The sequence below is a fragment of the Pseudomonas sp. NFIX28 genome (assembly GCF_900107395.1).
Lineage (GTDB): Bacteria > Pseudomonadota > Gammaproteobacteria > Pseudomonadales > Pseudomonadaceae > Aquipseudomonas.
In genome coordinates, this window is record NZ_FNPW01000017.1 from 24063 (window position 1) to 39646 (window position 15584).

General features: G+C 65.1%; 15 protein-coding genes. 7 read left to right on the forward strand and 8 right to left on the reverse strand.

What is annotated here, in order from left to right; all coding sequences use genetic code 11:
* Nucleotides 1-4: 4 nt before the first annotated feature.
* The gene (gene gspG / locus BLV20_RS25950) at nt 5-472 is read right to left on the reverse strand and encodes a type II secretion system major pseudopilin GspG (RefSeq protein WP_092305272.1); all 468 of its coding nucleotides are present in this window, start codon (nt 470-472) and stop codon (nt 5-7) included.
* A gap of 148 nt (nt 473-620) precedes the next feature.
* Between gspG and gspI the strand changes: the two genes are divergently transcribed.
* On the forward strand, nt 621-1037 hold the full coding sequence (gspI, locus tag BLV20_RS25955) for a type II secretion system minor pseudopilin GspI (protein WP_092305273.1): 417 nt from the start codon (nt 621-623) through the stop codon (nt 1035-1037).
* A 78-nt stretch (nt 1038-1115) separates the two neighbouring features.
* Here the strand turns inward: gspI and BLV20_RS25960 are convergent, their stop codons facing one another.
* The gene (locus tag BLV20_RS25960) at nt 1116-1547 is read right to left on the reverse strand and encodes a type II secretion system protein N (protein WP_092305274.1); all 432 of its coding nucleotides are present in this window, start codon (nt 1545-1547) and stop codon (nt 1116-1118) included.
* Between the two features lie 107 nt (nt 1548-1654).
* Here BLV20_RS25960 and gspH point away from each other — a divergent pair, with 107 nt between their 5' ends.
* A complete protein-coding gene (gene gspH, locus BLV20_RS25965; RefSeq protein ID WP_092305275.1) occupies nt 1655-2116 on the forward strand; it encodes a type II secretion system minor pseudopilin GspH in 462 nt (153 codons plus the stop codon).
* Nucleotides 2113-2736, forward strand: coding sequence for a type II secretion system protein GspJ (locus tag BLV20_RS25970; RefSeq protein WP_092305276.1), 624 nt, complete (start codon nt 2113-2115; stop codon nt 2734-2736). The genes gspH and BLV20_RS25970 overlap by 4 nt, the downstream gene beginning before the upstream one ends.
* 454 nt (nt 2737-3190) lie before the next feature.
* Here BLV20_RS25970 and BLV20_RS25975 read toward each other — a convergent pair whose 3' ends face one another.
* Genes BLV20_RS25975 through BLV20_RS25985 form a run of 3 tightly spaced genes read right to left on the reverse strand, consistent with a single transcriptional unit; the run spans nt 3191 to nt 5336 of the window.
* On the reverse strand, nt 3191-4141 hold the full coding sequence (locus tag BLV20_RS25975) for a FecR family protein (protein ID WP_092305277.1): 951 nt from the start codon (nt 4139-4141) through the stop codon (nt 3191-3193).
* A 38-nt stretch (nt 4142-4179) separates the two neighbouring features.
* Complete coding sequence (locus BLV20_RS25980) at nt 4180-4725, reverse strand: RNA polymerase sigma factor (protein WP_092305278.1); 546 nt, start codon at nt 4723-4725, stop codon at nt 4180-4182.
* A complete protein-coding gene (locus BLV20_RS25985) occupies nt 4722-5336 on the reverse strand; it encodes an STN domain-containing protein (protein WP_092305279.1) in 615 nt (204 codons plus the stop codon). The genes BLV20_RS25980 and BLV20_RS25985 overlap by 4 nt, the downstream gene beginning before the upstream one ends.
* 279 nt (nt 5337-5615) lie before the next feature.
* Between BLV20_RS25985 and BLV20_RS25990 the strand changes: the two genes are divergently transcribed.
* On the forward strand, nt 5616-5942 hold the full coding sequence (locus tag BLV20_RS25990; protein WP_092305280.1) for a hypothetical protein: 327 nt from the start codon (nt 5616-5618) through the stop codon (nt 5940-5942).
* A 323-nt stretch (nt 5943-6265) separates the two neighbouring features.
* Here BLV20_RS25990 and BLV20_RS25995 read toward each other — a convergent pair whose 3' ends face one another.
* Together BLV20_RS25995 and BLV20_RS26000 are read right to left on the reverse strand one after the other, a co-directional pair.
* Nucleotides 6266-6892 carry an FMN-dependent NADH-azoreductase gene (locus BLV20_RS25995; RefSeq protein WP_092305281.1) on the reverse strand — a complete coding sequence of 209 codons (627 nt, stop codon included), beginning with the start codon at nt 6890-6892 and terminating at the stop codon, nt 6266-6268.
* A gap of 40 nt (nt 6893-6932) precedes the next feature.
* Entirely contained in the window at nt 6933-7373 is a 441-nt protein-coding gene (locus BLV20_RS26000) for a carboxymuconolactone decarboxylase family protein (protein WP_092305282.1), read from the reverse strand.
* Nucleotides 7374-7733: 360 nt separating this feature from the next.
* Between BLV20_RS26000 and BLV20_RS26005 the strand changes: the two genes are divergently transcribed.
* From BLV20_RS26005 to BLV20_RS26015, 3 genes are all read left to right on the forward strand, one after another.
* Nucleotides 7734-9167: a MocR-like pyridoxine biosynthesis transcription factor PdxR gene (locus BLV20_RS26005; RefSeq protein ID WP_092305283.1), complete on the forward strand. Its 1434-nt coding sequence runs from the start codon at nt 7734-7736 to the stop codon at nt 9165-9167.
* 193 nt (nt 9168-9360) lie between these two features.
* Complete coding sequence (locus BLV20_RS26010) at nt 9361-9642, forward strand: antibiotic biosynthesis monooxygenase family protein (protein ID WP_092305284.1); 282 nt, start codon at nt 9361-9363, stop codon at nt 9640-9642.
* Nucleotides 9643-9739: 97 nt separating this feature from the next.
* A complete protein-coding gene (locus tag BLV20_RS26015; protein ID WP_092305285.1) occupies nt 9740-10159 on the forward strand; it encodes a cupin domain-containing protein in 420 nt (139 codons plus the stop codon).
* 334 nt (nt 10160-10493) lie between these two features.
* Here the strand turns inward: BLV20_RS26015 and BLV20_RS26020 are convergent, their stop codons facing one another.
* Nucleotides 10494-15362 (reverse strand): NAD-glutamate dehydrogenase, encoded by a 4869-nt coding sequence (locus BLV20_RS26020; protein WP_092305286.1) that lies wholly within the window; start codon nt 15360-15362, stop codon nt 10494-10496.
* Nucleotides 15363-15584: the final 222 nt, after the last annotated feature.

A 15584-nucleotide genomic window follows, 5' to 3' on the forward strand; every position in this document is an offset into this window, starting at 1 on the left:
GCGCTTACAGCTGCCAGGAGCCGATATCGGCATTTACGCCGTCACCGTCTGGCTGGCCGTCGGCCCCCAGGGAGAACACATCCACTTCGCCGTTGGCCCCCGGGTTCAGGTAATGGTAAGGCCGGCCCCAGGGGTCGTTGGGCAGGCGTTCCAGGTAGGAGCGCCAGTTGCTGTTCTTGGCATCCGCCGGGCGCTCGACCAGCACTTTCAGGCCCTGGTTCATGTTCGGGTAGGTGCCGTGGTCGAGGCGATAGAGCTTGAGGGCCTGCATCAGCCCGCCGATGTCCTGCTTGGCGGCCGTGGCCCGGGCCTGGTCGGGACGGTCGAGCACCTTGGGCACCACCATCGCCGCGAGGATCCCGAGAATGACCACCACCACCATGATCTCGATCAGGGTAAAACCGCCCTGGCCGCGCGGGCGGCGGGACGGGAGGTGGGATTGGGGGTGTGACGTGAAGCGCACGACATCCATCTCGACATTCCTTGGCTTGATTTCGATTCGTCGCGCAGTGTTGCAAGAAAATATGTCAGTGATATTGACGTTGCTCGGGAGCCTGCGTAGCCATTCGGTCAAATTTGCCGGCTAGGCTGCAAGCCTTTGATTACGCCACGAGGCAAGCATGCCGCGGTCACCCCAGCCAGCATTCAAGCCAGCGTCGCGCACGCAACGGGGTTTCACCCTGATCGAGGTGCTGGTGGCGCTGGCGATCATTGCCGTGGCCATGTCGGCGGCGGTGCGCGTGGCCGGGCTGATGACCCAGAGCAACGGCCTGCTGCGGGACAAGTCCATCGCCCTGCTGGCCGCCCAGACGCGCCTGGCGGAGTTGCGCCTGGTAGGACGCCTGCCGCCTGGCGCCAAGAACATCGAATGCGACCAGGGCCGGCTGAAACTGCGTTGCGAGCAAAACATCGGCCCCAGCACCGACCCACGGCTGGCCAAGGTCAGCGTGCTGGTCCTCGACCGCAGCCGCGAAGCCCCGCCCCTGGCCCGCCTCGACACCCTGATCGCCCGCACACCGAAAAACCCCAATCGGTAGGAGCGAAGCTTGCTCGCGATGGCGGTGGTTCAGGAAGTCCGTGTTGCCTGGATCGCGAGCAAGCTTCGCTCCTACGGGTTATTGCCTAGTCAGTACCGGCAGTGCCGGGCTTTGCGGCAGCTTGCTGACATCCAGCCGCGAGCGTTCCCCGCCGCGTTCGATCACCACCCCGTCGCCCTCGATGGCCACCAATTGCACGCCCTGGGCCAGCCGCTCGCCGACCAGGAAGCTGCGCGGCGGCGCGTCGTTGAGGCTGAGAATCGCCACTGCGCCACGGGGGCTGGCCAGCAGCCCGGTGACCTTGATGTCCAGCGCCAGCGGCTGGTTGGAAAACCACTGCTGCGCCGGGCTCTGGGCCTGCGCGGCCAAAGCTTGCGGCGGCGCCTGCGGGGTGCGCGACTCGGCGGGCGTCAGCAGCAGCGACGACCAGGTCGCCAGCCCGGCCACGATCGCCAGCAGTGCCAGGGCCTGTACCAGCTGCGAGGCAGAGAATCGATGGACGAATGCCATGGCAAGGACCTCCTGTTTGTCCGTTTTCCAGATTAGCGCGCAATGGTCACGTTTTTATTTCACATTCAGCGCTCAGGATGAAAAGCGACGCACAGGAGGCGCGCCCCATGATTCCGTCCCGACAACAGGGCTTTACCCTGATCGAGCTGATGGTGGTGCTGGTGATCATCGGGATCGCCAGCGCCGCCATCAGCCTGAGCATCCGCCCCGACCCGCTGCAGGGCCTGCGCCAGGATGCCGAGCGCCTGGCGCAGTTGCTCCAGGTGGCACAGGCCGAGGCGCGTGTGGATGGCCGGCCCATCAGTTGGCGCGCCGATGCCAAGGGCTTCGCCTTCAGCCGGACCGGCGACGACGGCCGCAGCCTCGATCAGTTCAAGGATGACCCACAGCTGCGCCCGCGACCCTGGGAAAGCCCGTCGATCAAGGTGCGCATCGAGCCCGGCCCGCGGCTGGTGCTCAACGCCGAATGGATAGACGCGCCGCTGCAGGTGCAACTGTCCGACGGCCAGCACAGCCTCACGGTGCAACGCACCGCCACCGGCGTGGTGCGTGTGGTGGCGCTGCCATGAAGGCCCGGATCGACCGGCGACAAGGCGGTTTCACCTTGATCGAGGTGATGGTGGCGATCCTGCTGATGGCCGTGGTCAGCGTGATCGCATGGCGTGGGCTGGACAGCGTCAGCCGGGCCGACAGCCATCTGCAGGCCAGCAGCGAGCAGACCGAGGCGCTGCTGCGCACCCTGCATCAGCTGGAGCGGGACGTGGCGCTGCGGGCCAGCGTCGAGCTGCAGGAGCCGACGCTACCCGGGGGCGATGCGGCAGCCAGCGACGTGCCGCCGGCGCTGACCGTGCGCAGCGCCGACAACGGCACCTTCCGCCTCGATGTGATCCGCGCCGCGGCGACGCCCGGCGAGGGCTTGCAACGGGTGCGCTGGTGGCTCAAGGGCGACACCCTCTACCGCGCGGCGGCGCCGGCCCGCGATCGTTATCCGCTGCCCGCGCCGAAGAATGGCGTGGCGGTGCTGGAGCACGTCAGCGATTTGCAGCTGCGGGTCTGGGACCGGGACAAGGGCTGGCGCCAGCTCAGCGGCAACCGCAAGGAAAATCCACCGGGCCTGGAGATCCGCCTGGTGCGACAGACACCCCAGGGCGAAGAACGTTATCGCCAAGTGCTGGGACCGTTGGAATGATTGCCGCGTCGAGCTGGACGCCGCACCTGTAGCCGCTGCCGAGCGCAGCGAGGCTGCGAACGGCTGCGCAGCGGCCGCCAATCAGGCGACATGGTGTTTCAGGCAAATCCAATGCTCAGGTTTTGCGAGGACTTCGTCGGAATGCCGCCCACCTCGATCGCAGCCTCGCTATGCTCGGCAGCGGCTACAACTGCAACGCACGTTATGGGTCAACACCGATGCTGTAGGAGCGAGGCTTGCCCGCGATCCAGGCAGCGCGGTTTGCCTGCGCCGACGCTTTCGCGAACAAGCTTCGCTCCTACGGAACCCGTGCTGGCGCGCTCGCCAGGGCATGTGCCAACACCGATGCTGTAGGAGCGAGGCTTGCCCGCGATCCAGGCGACGCGGTCTGCCCGCATCGACGCTTTCGCGAGCAAGCTTCGCTCCTACAGATCCAGGTGCCAGGTGCCAGGTTTCAGCTCAGCAACACCACGCCGCCGGGCAATTCGGTGCATTTGGCGCCGTAGGCGTCGCGGATCAGCAAGGCCACGCCGGCCAGCTGGTTGAGGTTGAAACGGGCCTGCACCTTGCGCTTGCCCAGTTCGGCGTTGAGCAACACCAGCATGCCCGGGCGGTAGCGGTTGATCTCGTCGATCACCGTATTGAGGGTGGCGTTGTCGAACACCAGCACCTGCTCGCGCCAGGCGATCACCGCCGCCGGGTCCACCGCCTTCGGCTCGCCGACCCGGCGGCTGTCGTAGGTCAGCTGGCGACCGCTGTCCAGGCGAATCAGCCGGCCAGCGACCTCGACTTGCAGCGCACCGTCGATGCACGTCACGCAAACACTGCTATGGGTATTGCGCACGTTGAAACGCGCCTGCGAGGCGCTCAGCCAACCGTTGCCGGCCTGGACCCGCACCGGCAGCGTGCTCTGGCTTGAGATCTCGACCTCGCCTTCGAGCAGTTCGATGCCCTGCCCGCCGCCAGCCAGTTCATGCCGGCTGATGCGGGTCTGGGTATTGAGCTCCAGGCTCAGCCCATCCTCCAGCTCGACCCGGCGTTGCTCGCCGACCTCGGTACGGTAGTCCGCGTTCAACCCGGCAAAACCGCCGGGCACCGAGACGCGCACCGCCACCAGTGCCACCGAGGCCGCCAGCGCCCCGCCGAGAAACGCCCGGCGCCCGAAGCGTCGCGGCTGCGCCTGTTGCTGCAGCAGTTCGGCGGCCGGCTTCAAGCCGTGCCACAACCGCTTGGCCTGCTCGAAAGCCTCGGCGTGCTGCGGGCTCTGCGCGCACCATTGTTGCAACGCCCGGGCATCGGCGGCGGTGGCCCGCCCCGAGGTCAGCAGGAGCAGCCAGTCCTGGGCCTCGTTGCGCAGCCGGTGGTCCGGTGTGGCCCGAGAGGTGGAGATGCTAAAGATGTTCAAGCGTGCGGGTACTCACGGATTAATCAGGGACTCATTGACTAGGACGGTTTTCCGGCACCGGGACCGAACCGCTGAATCGCTTTTCTTTCAAGACGCGCGGCGCAGTGGCCAAGGGCAGCCTTGATTTCCTTCTCGACCATCCGTGTCGAAATACCGAAGCGCTGGGAGATTTCCAGGTGCGGCGCCTCCTCCAGGCGCGCGGCGATAAAGATCTTGCGCCGCCGCGCCGGCAGTTCGTAGAGCGCCTTGAGCAGGGACTGGATTTCCTTCTGCCCGCCCACCACGCGCGAGGGGTCCAGGGCTTCGTCGCTGATCTGCAGCAGTTCCTCGACCTCGCTGCCGGTGAGCAGCCGGGCATCGGCCTGGCGGCGGTCGGCGGCGATGTTCAGGGCCATGCGATACAGGTAGGCATTGGGCTGGGCCAGGTTCGGCGGCTCTTCCATGCGGTCGACCCGCAGGTAGGTTTCATGCAGCACATCGTTGGCCAGGTCCTCCGAGCCCAGGCGCCGACGCAGACGCACCTTGAAGTCGTCGTAGGAGGTCAGGAACAACCTGACCATCGCACTGTGCCCGGTATTCTTCATGCCCCGGAGGCTCCTTGCCGCTGTCTGCAATCCATGCGTTTTCCTGCGCTGTCGGGGATCAGGAGCAAAGTCACTGGCTGGCGCAGCGAACTCGGGGCGGGCCGCTCGACCCAGGTTTCGCTCAGGCTCTGCACCAACGCCTCGTCACGCCGCAGGTCGCCGGTACTGGCGACCAGGCGGCTGTGCTCGATATGCCCGCCGCGGTCGATCCACAGTTGCAGCACCGCGCGGTAGCGCCCCGGCCGGGTCAGTTCCGAGCGGCACAGGCCAGCCTCCACCGCGCGTTGCAGCGCACTGGCGAAACTGTCGCTGGCCCAGGCCCCGGCGCTGCCGCCCGCGCCCTTGGGGGCTGGCGCATCGCTGAGCTGGGCGACTTGTAAGGTAAAGGCATCGGAACGGGCATAACGGGCCATCAAACCACTTCCTGTCAGCAGGCGACTCAGGGCATCCCGGGCGCTGTAGCGGCCCTGGACCCGTACCGAGCGACGCCCTCGGGTCAGCTCGCGGTCCACCAGCACCGCCATCCCGGTCGAACGGCTGAACAGTTCCAGGGCGTCGGCCAGGTCTTGGGCGGCAATGTCCAGGTCCAGCAGCCGGTGCGAATCCATCATCGGCAGCGCAGGTGGCGCTGCCCGCAATCCGTCCGTGGCAGCCAACGCCAACAGCAGCGCAAGGCCACAGCGCGCGAACACCGCGTGAAAGAAAGAGCGGTATCCGACCTTTGCTCGGCGTCGCTGCACGGCTGACCTGTCCTGAAAACCGTCATCCTGAGGCCACTTTATGAATCTGGTGTGACGGCACGCGCAAAAAAACCATCACCTTTTCGCCATGCGCCTTGCTCTACACTCAAGGACCGCAACGGCCCCTCCCGGGCCCGCCAGGAGCCCCCGATGAAAACCCTTTCCCTGCCCGCCACCGCCTTGCTGCTCGGCAGCCTGCTGCCGCTGGTCGGCCACGCAGAAACGCCTGCTGCAACGCCGGGCGAAGGTTGTGTCGAAGTCAGCGTCGGCGGCTACAAAGCCCCGGACTACGGCTGCCTGAGCCAGCAGATGGGCAACAACCCCGACGCCGCCAAAGCCGCCCAGCAGAACCGGGAAGCGCTGCAGGTGCCGATCCACAAGCGCCCGCCGAACCAGATGGGCCTGGCCACCCCGGCGGCCACCAGCACGCGGATGGGCAATACCTTCGGCACCTCGGTGAAACCGCAGCGGCCCTGAGGTAGGGGGCCGGCTTTCCGGCCCTTTCGCGGGCAAGCCTCGCTCCTACGGTGGAATGGACAGGCTGGCGTAGGAGCGCAGCTTGCGCGCGAAAAAGACGGCGCAGCCGGCGCTGTTTTGGGGATTTATGCAGTGGGTTTTGTGTTGGGGTTTCGGGACTTTTCGCGGGCAAGCCTCGCTCCTACGGGGAATGGACAGGCTGGCGTAGGAGCGCAGCTTGCGCGCGAAAGACGGTGCAGCCGGCGCTGTTTTGGGGATTTATGCAGTGGTTTTTTGTGTTGGGGTTTCGGGGCTTTTCGCGGGCAAGCCTCGCTCCTACGGGATTAGGCTGCCCATTGTCGCGCGATGTCCTGCAGCTCCAGCCGGGCCCGTGCCAGGGCCTCTTCGCGGGCTTCGGGGTTGGCGAATTGCAGCGGCTGGGCATCGACGAACAGCGGCTTGTCCACGCCGATAAAGGCAAAGGCGGCTTTCAGCGCCGGGGTCAGGGCGTCCATCCAGGCCATGGGGTTGCCCGGGCGCAAGTCGGCGCCGCGGCTGGTGAGGAACAGCACTTTCTGCCGGGTCAACTGGCCAACGATGCCGTCCGGGGTGTTGAGGTAGGTCAGCTCGGTGCGAGTGATGCTGTCGATAAAGGCCTTGAAGGTCGAGGGCATCGACCAGTTGTACATCGGCATGGCGAACAGGCAGGCATCGGCGTCCAGCAGCCTCTGGCACAGGGCATCCGAGGCGGCCAGGGTCTGGCGCATCTGCGGCGTGCGGGCCTCGGGCGCGGTGTAGGTGGCGATGGCGAAGGCCTCGCTGACGTGGGGCGGCGTCTCCACCGCCAGGTCCAGGTAATCGATCTCGAGATCGACGCCATGACCTTGCAGCAGCTCGACGAAATATCGGCCCAGGGCCCGGGAGTTGGAGCGTTCGCCTTTGGAGCTGGCATCGACGTGTAGCAGTTTCATTGACAAGTACCTTGCTTGGATGAGTGGAAAAGGTTCCGCGCTAGACGCTGGGCTGTTGGCGGAATGCCACGGCGAGGCGGTTCCAGCAGTTGATGGCCGCCACCACCACGGTGAGGTCGACCAACTCGCGCTCGCTGAACTCGGCGCGCGCGGCCTGGAACAACTCATCCGGCACCACGGAATCGGGCAGCAGGGTCACCGACTCGCTCCAGGCCAGGGCCGAGCGTTCGCGCGGGCTGAACCAGCCCGAATCGCGCCATACGCTCAAGGCATGCAAGCGCCGTTCGCTCTCGCCACGCTGGCGCGCCTGCACCGCGTGCAGGTCGGTGCAGAACGCGCATTGGTTGAGTTGCGAGACGCGGATCTTGATCAGTTCCAGCAGCGGCTGCTCGATGGACAGGCCATAGTTGTGCGCCTCGAACATCAGCAGGCCCTTGATGGCTTCCGGCGAGGCGCTGTAGTAATCCAGGCGGGGTTCCATCGAGGTCACCGTGAGCGTTGCGGTCATGTTCCCCTAGCCTAAGGGCCACGCCGGCCTGCCCCTATAGCCAATCCGCGGGTTTATTGGCAGACCACCGGGCTGTGCCGGATTCAAGACCGTCGAAGCCCTGCGGGCTTATCGCAGCCTGCGGCAGCGGCTACAGGGGATTTCAAGTCCGTGTTGTGTCTGTAGCAATGCTGGGGAGTTGGCGGTTCGTCGCGGCGGTGGCCGGCTCAAGACCGCTGAAGCCCTGCGGGCTTATCGCAGCCTGCGGCAGGCCTCAGGCCGATCCCGGGGCGCTACACGAACCGGGGGCTTGCGGGTAATCTGGCGGGCACTGAAGGTTTGGGAATGTCACCGATGGAATTGCATGTCGTCATCAACGGGCGCAAGGACCTGGCCGAGCAGTTGTATCGGCAATTGCGCGACGCCATCGAGTCCGGGCGGCTGGCGGCGGGCGCCCAATTGCCGCCGAGCCGGCTGTTGGCCGAGCAACTGGGGATTTCGCGCAAGACGGTATCGGACACCTACAGCCTGCTGACCTATGAAAACTTCCTGATCGGCCGGATCGGCCGCGGCACCTTCGTCAATGCCCGGCCGGTGAAAGCCGAACGCAAGCAGAGCGCCGCTGACCTGGCCTGCGCGCAGAGCCTGGAAAAATGGCAGGAGCTGCCCACGCCCCTGCGCCACCCGACCCTGGAAGGCACCTCGCGCTACGAACTCATCGGCGGCGCCACCAGCCGCAATCAGTTCCCCCAGGAAGAATGGCGCCGCTGCACCCAGGACGCCCTGCGGCGGATCGCCCAGAGCGGCGGGTTCTACAGCCAGCCGGAAGGTTTGCCGGCGCTGCGCAATGCGATCGCCGGGCATGTCTCGTTCTCTCGCGGCGTGGTCTGCAGCGACGCCGACATCGTGGTGTGCAACGGCGCGCAACAGGCCCTGGATCTGATCGCCCGAGTGGTGCTGGAGCCCGGCAGCCTGGTGGCCATGGAAGATCCCGGCTACACCCCGGCGCGCCTGCTGTTCAGCGCCCAGGGCGCGACCGTGGTCGGCGTGCCGGTGGACGACCAGGGCATCCAGGTCGAGCGGATTCCCGACGGCGTGCGGCTGATCTACGTCACCCCTTCCCATCAGTTCCCGCTGGGCATGCCCATGAGCCATGCCCGCCGCGAAGCGCTGCTGGAACGCGCACGGGAGCTGGGGGCGATCGTCATCGAGGACGATTACGACAGCGAGTTCCGCTACGAGGGGCGGCCTACCGATTCCCTGCAGAGCCTGGATAAGCGCGGCGTGGTGGCCTATGTCGGGACCTTTTCGAAAACCATGCTGCCGCAGCTGCGCCTGGGCTACGCGGTGTTGCCGCCGGCGATTCTCGGCGCGGTGATCAAGGCCAAGCGCCTCACCGACTGCCACACCTCGACCCTGCCGCAATGGGCGCTGGCCAAGTTCATTGCCGAGGGTTACCTGCTCAAGCACATCCGCCGCTGCCATACGGTGTATGCCGGGCGCCGCGAGCGCATCCTGCGGCGCCTCGACGGCGACCTCTCGCCCTGGCTGCAAGCGGTGCCCTCCACCGCCGGCTTTCACATGGCGGCACTGTGCAAGGTGCCGGTGAACATCCCGCTGTTGCTGGAGCTGGCGAAAAAGGTCGAGGTCGGACTGTATTCGCTGCACGGCTTCTTTGATCAGGAGCCGGTCAGGGAGGGTTTGTTCATCGGCTTTGGCGCCATCGAGACCCTGGACATCGACCCGGCCCTGGACAAGGTGCGCGACCTGCTGCAGCAGATCGCCTGATTGGCCCCGGGCATTTCCCGGGGATTGGTTATTTTTGTTGCAATCTTGCGGCCCTATTCTGAGCCTCCACCCAATGCCGTGACTGTCGCCGGGTGCTGCTGGGGTCATCAGATCCCGCACCTGCTCCGTCGGAGTGCCGCCCAAGCCGATCGCAGCCTGCGACAGCGGCTACAGGACTCGCGGAGGGTTCTAGATGTCCAGTCCAGCCATCAATATCGTGCAGATCAGGGCCGCCCAGGGCCGTTCGGAGGAGCTTGGCCAGCAGTTGACCACGCTTCTCGCCGCCCTGCGCGAGGCTCCCGGTTGCCTGGCATACAGCGCCCAGTGCAACACAGCGGACTCGCAGCACTGGACCGTAAGCGGCCAATGGCGCTCGACGGCCGAAATGCAGGCGCATTTCCATCTGCCCGCGGCCCAGGGCTTCATCGACCTGCTGGACAGGCGCCTGGCCTGCGCCCTCGATTTCGAACACTGAGGCATTGGTCTGCGATTCTTTGCCGGGATTGGTTATAGGTCGGTGGCGACCGCGGGCTTAACTTGGGCCGGCCACTTTCGAACCGGAGAAACCGACCATGAAGCCCCTTACCGCCCTGACTTCCGCCCTCGCCGGCCTGACCCTGCTCGCCTCCCTGGGCGCCGCCGCCCATGAGCTGGAGTACGGCCAGGAGAAAATCAAGATTCTCCAGGAACATGCCCTGGCCAACCTGCCAGGCAAGACCGCGCTGATGCTCACCGTCGACTACGCGCCGGGCCAGGCCACGGTGCCGCACATGCACAAGGGCGCGGCCATGGCTTATGTGCTGGAAGGCGAGATCACCTCGCGGGTCAACGACGAGCCGGCCATTACCTATAAAGCGGGCGAGTTCTGGTACGAACCTGCCGGCTCGCAGCACCCGGTATCGGCCAACGCCAGCGCCAGCAAACCGGCCAAGCTGCTGGTGTTCGTGCTCAAGGATGCCAAGGACGAAGTGCTGACACCGCTGAAGCAATAACCAGTCGTAGGAGCGAGGCTTGCCCGCGATCCGCGCAGCGGCCAGGCGCCTTTTCTCACCGGGAGATTGTGTTGCCTGTCCTGGCGTCATCGCGAGCAAGCTTCGCTCCTACGCAAGCGGCGTTTCCGCCACGCCAGATAACCCGTAGGAGCGAGGCTTGCCCGCGATCCGCGCAGCGGCCAGGCGACTTTTCTCTCCGGGAGATTGTGTTGCCTGTCCTGGCGTCATCGCGAGCAAGCTTCGCTCCTACGCAAGCAGCGGTTCTGTCGTGCCGGAGCAGCCATAAAAAAAGCCCCGTATCTCGCGATACGGGGCTTTTTCATTCAGCGCTCGATCAGGCCGCTACAAGGCCCGATTGGCCGCTCATGGCCAGGTCCAGCAATTCGCGGTTGGCCACCGCGTACATGGCGTAGTCGGTGCCGCTGGCGGCACGGATTTCCACCAGCATCGCGCGCCAGCGCTCGACCATGCTCTGGTTCTGCTCAAGCCACAGGGCCACGCGGGCTTCCATGTCTTCTGGCGCATCGGCCATTTGCAGGACCGAGATGGTGATCGCCCGCTGCTGCCAGTCCACGTCGTCGCGGAAGGCTTCGCGTGCCTGGGCCTGCCAGTTGTTGGCCACCGGCAGATCGCTGATCTGCTGCAGGTACCACGGCAGGTCCAGGGCACTGCCCACGGCGAAGTAGGCCTTGGCCACATCGGCAGCGTCGTGCCCGGTGACATCCGCGGCCTCGATGATCGGCAGCAAGGTATACAGGTGAGTGGTACCTGCCACCATGCGCGCCAACAGCTCAGGCACGCCGGCTTCGACGTAGGCGGTGTAGCGGGTCTGCCAGCCTTCGCGGGTCGGGCCTTCCAGCAGTTCGTCGAGCTTGAGGCCCAACGCCGCCAGGTGCGGACCGAAGTGCGCGACGTCACGGGCAGCATCCTGCTCGTTGCGGCGGCTGCGCAGGAACCAACGGGTCGCGCGACGACCAAGGCGCATCAGCTCGTCCATCAACTCCAGCTGCACCTGGGCCGAAACCTGGTGGTCCAGGGCTTCGATCTGGCGGAACCAGTGCGGGAGATGGAAGATGTCACGCACGATCACATAGGCGCCCGCCACGTTGGCCGGGCTCATGCCGGTGGACTCCTTCAGGCGCTGCACGAAGGTGATGCCCATGTGGTTGACCAGGTCGTTGGCAATCTGGGTGCTGACGATCTCGCGCTTCAGGCGGTGACGGCGCATGGCTTCGGCGAACTTGCTGACCAGGGTCGGCGGGAACGCGGTTTCCATGTCGCGGGTCAGGTAGTCGTCGTCCGGTACCAGGGAGTTGAGCAATTGCTCCTTGAGGTCGATCTTGCTGTAGGAGATCAGCACCGACAGTTCCGGACGAGTCAATCCGTGGCCGGCGGCAACGCGCTCGTTGAGCTGCTCTTCCGACGGCAGGAACTCGATGGCGCGATCCAGCTTGCCACGGCCTTCCAGGTCGCTCATCAGGCGCTTGTACTCGGCGATCCGCGCGAAGGCGCGACGGGCCGCCAGGGACAGGGCCTGGGTCTGCTTGTAGTTGTTGCCCAAGACCAGGCCACCGACTTCGTCGGTCATGCTCGCCAGCAGCTGGTTACGCTGCTTGTCGGTCATGTCGCCGGCCTGCACCACTTCGTTGAGCAGGATCTTGATGTTCACTTCGTGGTCGGAGCAGTCCACGCCACCGGCGTTATCGATGAAGTCGGTGTTGGAACCGCCACCATTGAGGCCGAACTCCACGCGACCCAGCTGGGTCATGCCGAGGTTGCCGCCCTCGCCCACCACTTTGCAGCGCAGCTCGTTGCCGTTGACGCGCAGCGCATCGTTGGCCTTGTCGCCGACATCGGCGTGGCTTTCGGTGCTGGCCTTGACGTAGGTACCGATACCGCCGTTCCACAACAGGTCCACCGGCGCCTTGAGCAAGGCGTTGAGCAGCTCGGTCGGGGTCAGCTTGTCGGCCTGGATGTCGAAGCGTTCTTTCATCTGCGGCGAAATGGCGATGCTCTTCGCGCTGCGCGAGAAGATGCCGCCGCCTTCGGACATGATGCTGGTGTCGTAGTCGCTCCAGGCCGAACGCGGCAGGTCGAACATGCGCTGGCGCTCGGCGAAGCTGGTGGCCGGGTCCGGATTCGGGTCGATGAAGATGTGCATATGGTTGAAGGCCGCGACCAGCTGCAGCTTGTCGGACATCAGCAAGCCGTTGCCGAATACGTCGCCGGCCATGTCGCCGACGCCCACCACGGTGATGCTGTCTTCCTGGACATTGATGCCGCGCTCGCGGAAGTGGCGCTGCACGCCAACCCACGCGCCCTTGGCGGTGATGCCCATCTTCTTGTGGTCGTAACCGGCGGAACCGCCGGAAGCGAACGCGTCGCCCAGCCAGAAGCCGTAGTCGATGGCGATGCCGTTGGCGATGTCGGAGAAGGTCGCGGTGCCCTTGTCCGCCGCCACCACCAGGTACGGGTCATCGTCGTCGTGACGCACGACGTTGGCCGGCGGCACCAGGACGCCGTCCTTCAGGTTGTCGGTGATGTCCAGCAGGCCAGAGATGAAGATGCGGTAGCAGGCGATGCCCTCGGCCGCGATCTCGTCCCGGCTGCCGCCCAGCGGCAGGCGACGCGGCAGGAAGCCGCCCTTGGCGCCCACCGGCACGATCACCGAGTTCTTCACTTGCTGGGCTTTTACCAGGCCGAGGACTTCGGTACGGAAGTCTTCTTCGCGGTCCGACCAGCGCAGGCCGCCACGGGCGACGTTGCCGAAACGCAGGTGCACGCCTTCGACGCGCGGCGAGTAGACGAAGATCTCGAACTTCGGCACCGGCTTGGGCAGCTCGGGAATCAAGTGCGGGTTGAACTTGAAGCTGAAGTACGACTTGTTATGGCCGTTGGCGTCGGTCTGGTAGAAGTTGGTCCGCAGGGTGGCCTTGATCAGGTCCAGGTAGCGACGCAGGATGCGGTCTTCGTTGAGCACCTGGACATCGTCCAGGGCGGTGAGGATCGCGTGCTCCAGGCGCTGCTGCTTGTCTTCCAGGTCATCGCTGCCGAGCTTGCGCGCCAGGTAGAAGCGGGTCTTGAACAACCGGGTCAGCTCGCGGGCGATATCGGTGTGGTTGTTCAGGGTGCTGGCGATGTAACCCAGGTCGAAGCCCAGGCGGATCTGCTTCAGGTAACGGGCGTAGGCACGCAGCAGCGCGACGTCGCGCCATGGCAGGCCGGCGGTCAGCACCAGGCGGTTGAACGCGTCGTTCTCGGCATCGCCACGGACGATGTGGACGAAGGCGTCCTGCAGGGTGTCGTTGAGCTGCTGGATATCCAGGTTCAGGCCTTCGGCCGCGGTGAAGGCGAAGTCGTGGATCCAGAACTCACGGCCGCTGGCGTGACGCAGGCGATACGGGAACTCGCCGAGCACGCGCAGGCCGAGGTTTTCCAGGATCGGCAGTACGTCGGACAGCGCCAGCGGGGTATCGGCGTGATACAGCTTGCAGTGCAGCAGCGGCTGGCCGGTAGGCTGGGTCAGCGGCTGGTAGAAGCTCATCACCAGCGGGTTGGCCTCGGACAGGCTCAACAGGTGCTGCATGTCGACCACCGCCGAATGCGCAGCGAAGCGCTCACGGTAGCCGGCCGGGAAGCCTTTCGGGAAGTCGGCCAGGACGTTGGTGCCGTGGGCCTCGCCGAAGCTTTCGACGGTCAGCGCGGCGTAGTCGTCCTGCCAGCTGCGGCAGGCCTGCACCACTTCTTTTTCCAGCAGCAGCGGATCGATGTCGATGCGGTTCTTCGGATCGACCCGCAGGATCAGTTGCACGCGCGCCAGCACGGACTCGGAGAAGAAGGTCCAGAACTCGCAGTCGGTGGCCTTCAGGCGATCCATCAGCACCTGCTGGATCTTCTGCCGGACTTCGGTGGAATAGATGTCGCGAGGCACATAGGCCAGGCAGTAGCAGAAGCGGCCGTACGGGTCCTTGCGCAGGAACACGCGGATCTTGTTGCGTTCCTGGATCTGCACGATCGACATCACGGTGTTGAACAGTTCGTCGACCGGGGTCTGGAACAGGTCGTCGCGCGGCAGCACTTCGAGAACCTGGGCCAGTTCCTTGCCCAGGTGCGCCTTGGCCTGGAAGCCGGAGCGCTGTTCGATGATTTCCACCTTGCGGCGGATGTAAGGAATCACTCGCACGCTTTCGCCGTACACCGAGGAGGTGTACAGGCCCATGAAGCGGCATTCCTTGATTACATTGCCGTCGGCGTCGATCTGGCGGATCGACACGTAGTCCGGGTAGGCCGGACGGTGTACGCGGCTTGGGTGTGCGGCCTTGGCGAACGACAGCGGCGTCGGTTCGCGCAGGTAGTTCACGGCGTAGTCTTCGATGCGCAGGTCGTCGATGGTGAGGCCGGCGCGCAGCAGCTTGGTCAGGCCGAGGAAGGAATTCTGGTCGTATTCGATATGACCGCCATTCTGGTCCTCGCGCACCACGAACTCTTCATAACCGAGGAAGGTGAAGTGGTTGTCCACCAGCCATTCCAGGAAGCTCTTGATCTCGCCCTTTTCATCGGCGTCGATGACGAACTGGCTGTTGCCAATGCCGTCGATCATTTCCTGGACCTTGACTTTCATCGGCTCGAAATCGGCCACGGCGACGCGCACTTCGCCGAGCACCTGCTCCAGTTCCTTGCTCAGGACATTGAGCTCGGCGGTGTTGGCGCAGCGGTCGATCTCCAGGTACATCAGCGATTCTTGCAGGATGCCTTCGCCCTGGGTGCCCTTGGGCAGGATTTCCAGCAGCTCGTTCTTGCTCCCGCGACGCACGCTCAGCACGGTGGTCTGCAGGGTGTGGATGCTGTAGCCGCGACGGTTCAGCTCGGTGCGGACCGAGTCCACCAGGAACGGCAGGTCATGGTGCAGCACTTCGACCGCGGTGTGGGTCGACTGCCAGCCATGACGTTCGTAATCGGGGTTGTAGACACGCACTTGCGATTGCGCGTGGTCGAAGCGCTCAAGCAGGCGCCAGGCAGAAAGGGTGCAGCCCGCCAGGTCGGACAAGCGACGCTGGGTGAGTTCGTCCAGAGAAATGATGCCGAAGAATTGTTCAGCGAACAGCGCCACTTGTGGCAGTGCCTGTTCACTGATGTGCTGCGCCAGTGCCGCTTGCAGTTGGTGCTGGAAGTCGGCCTTGCTGGCTGCGGTGAAGAACGCCATCTGTGGTACTCCGCTTGGGCTTGTTATTGATGAAAGCGTCGCATGCAACCCCTTGCGGGGGTCGGTCATCCTGCTCCTGGATCTCGGGCAGAGGTCGCAGAATGACAGGGTGGTGAAGCTGGACAAGACGCTCAGGTCACATTCAGCGTTCGCGGATGGGCATCTGCAAAAACGACTGCTGCGGTGCGCCGGGCAATGCCTTTACAGGTGCTCATCCGTTGC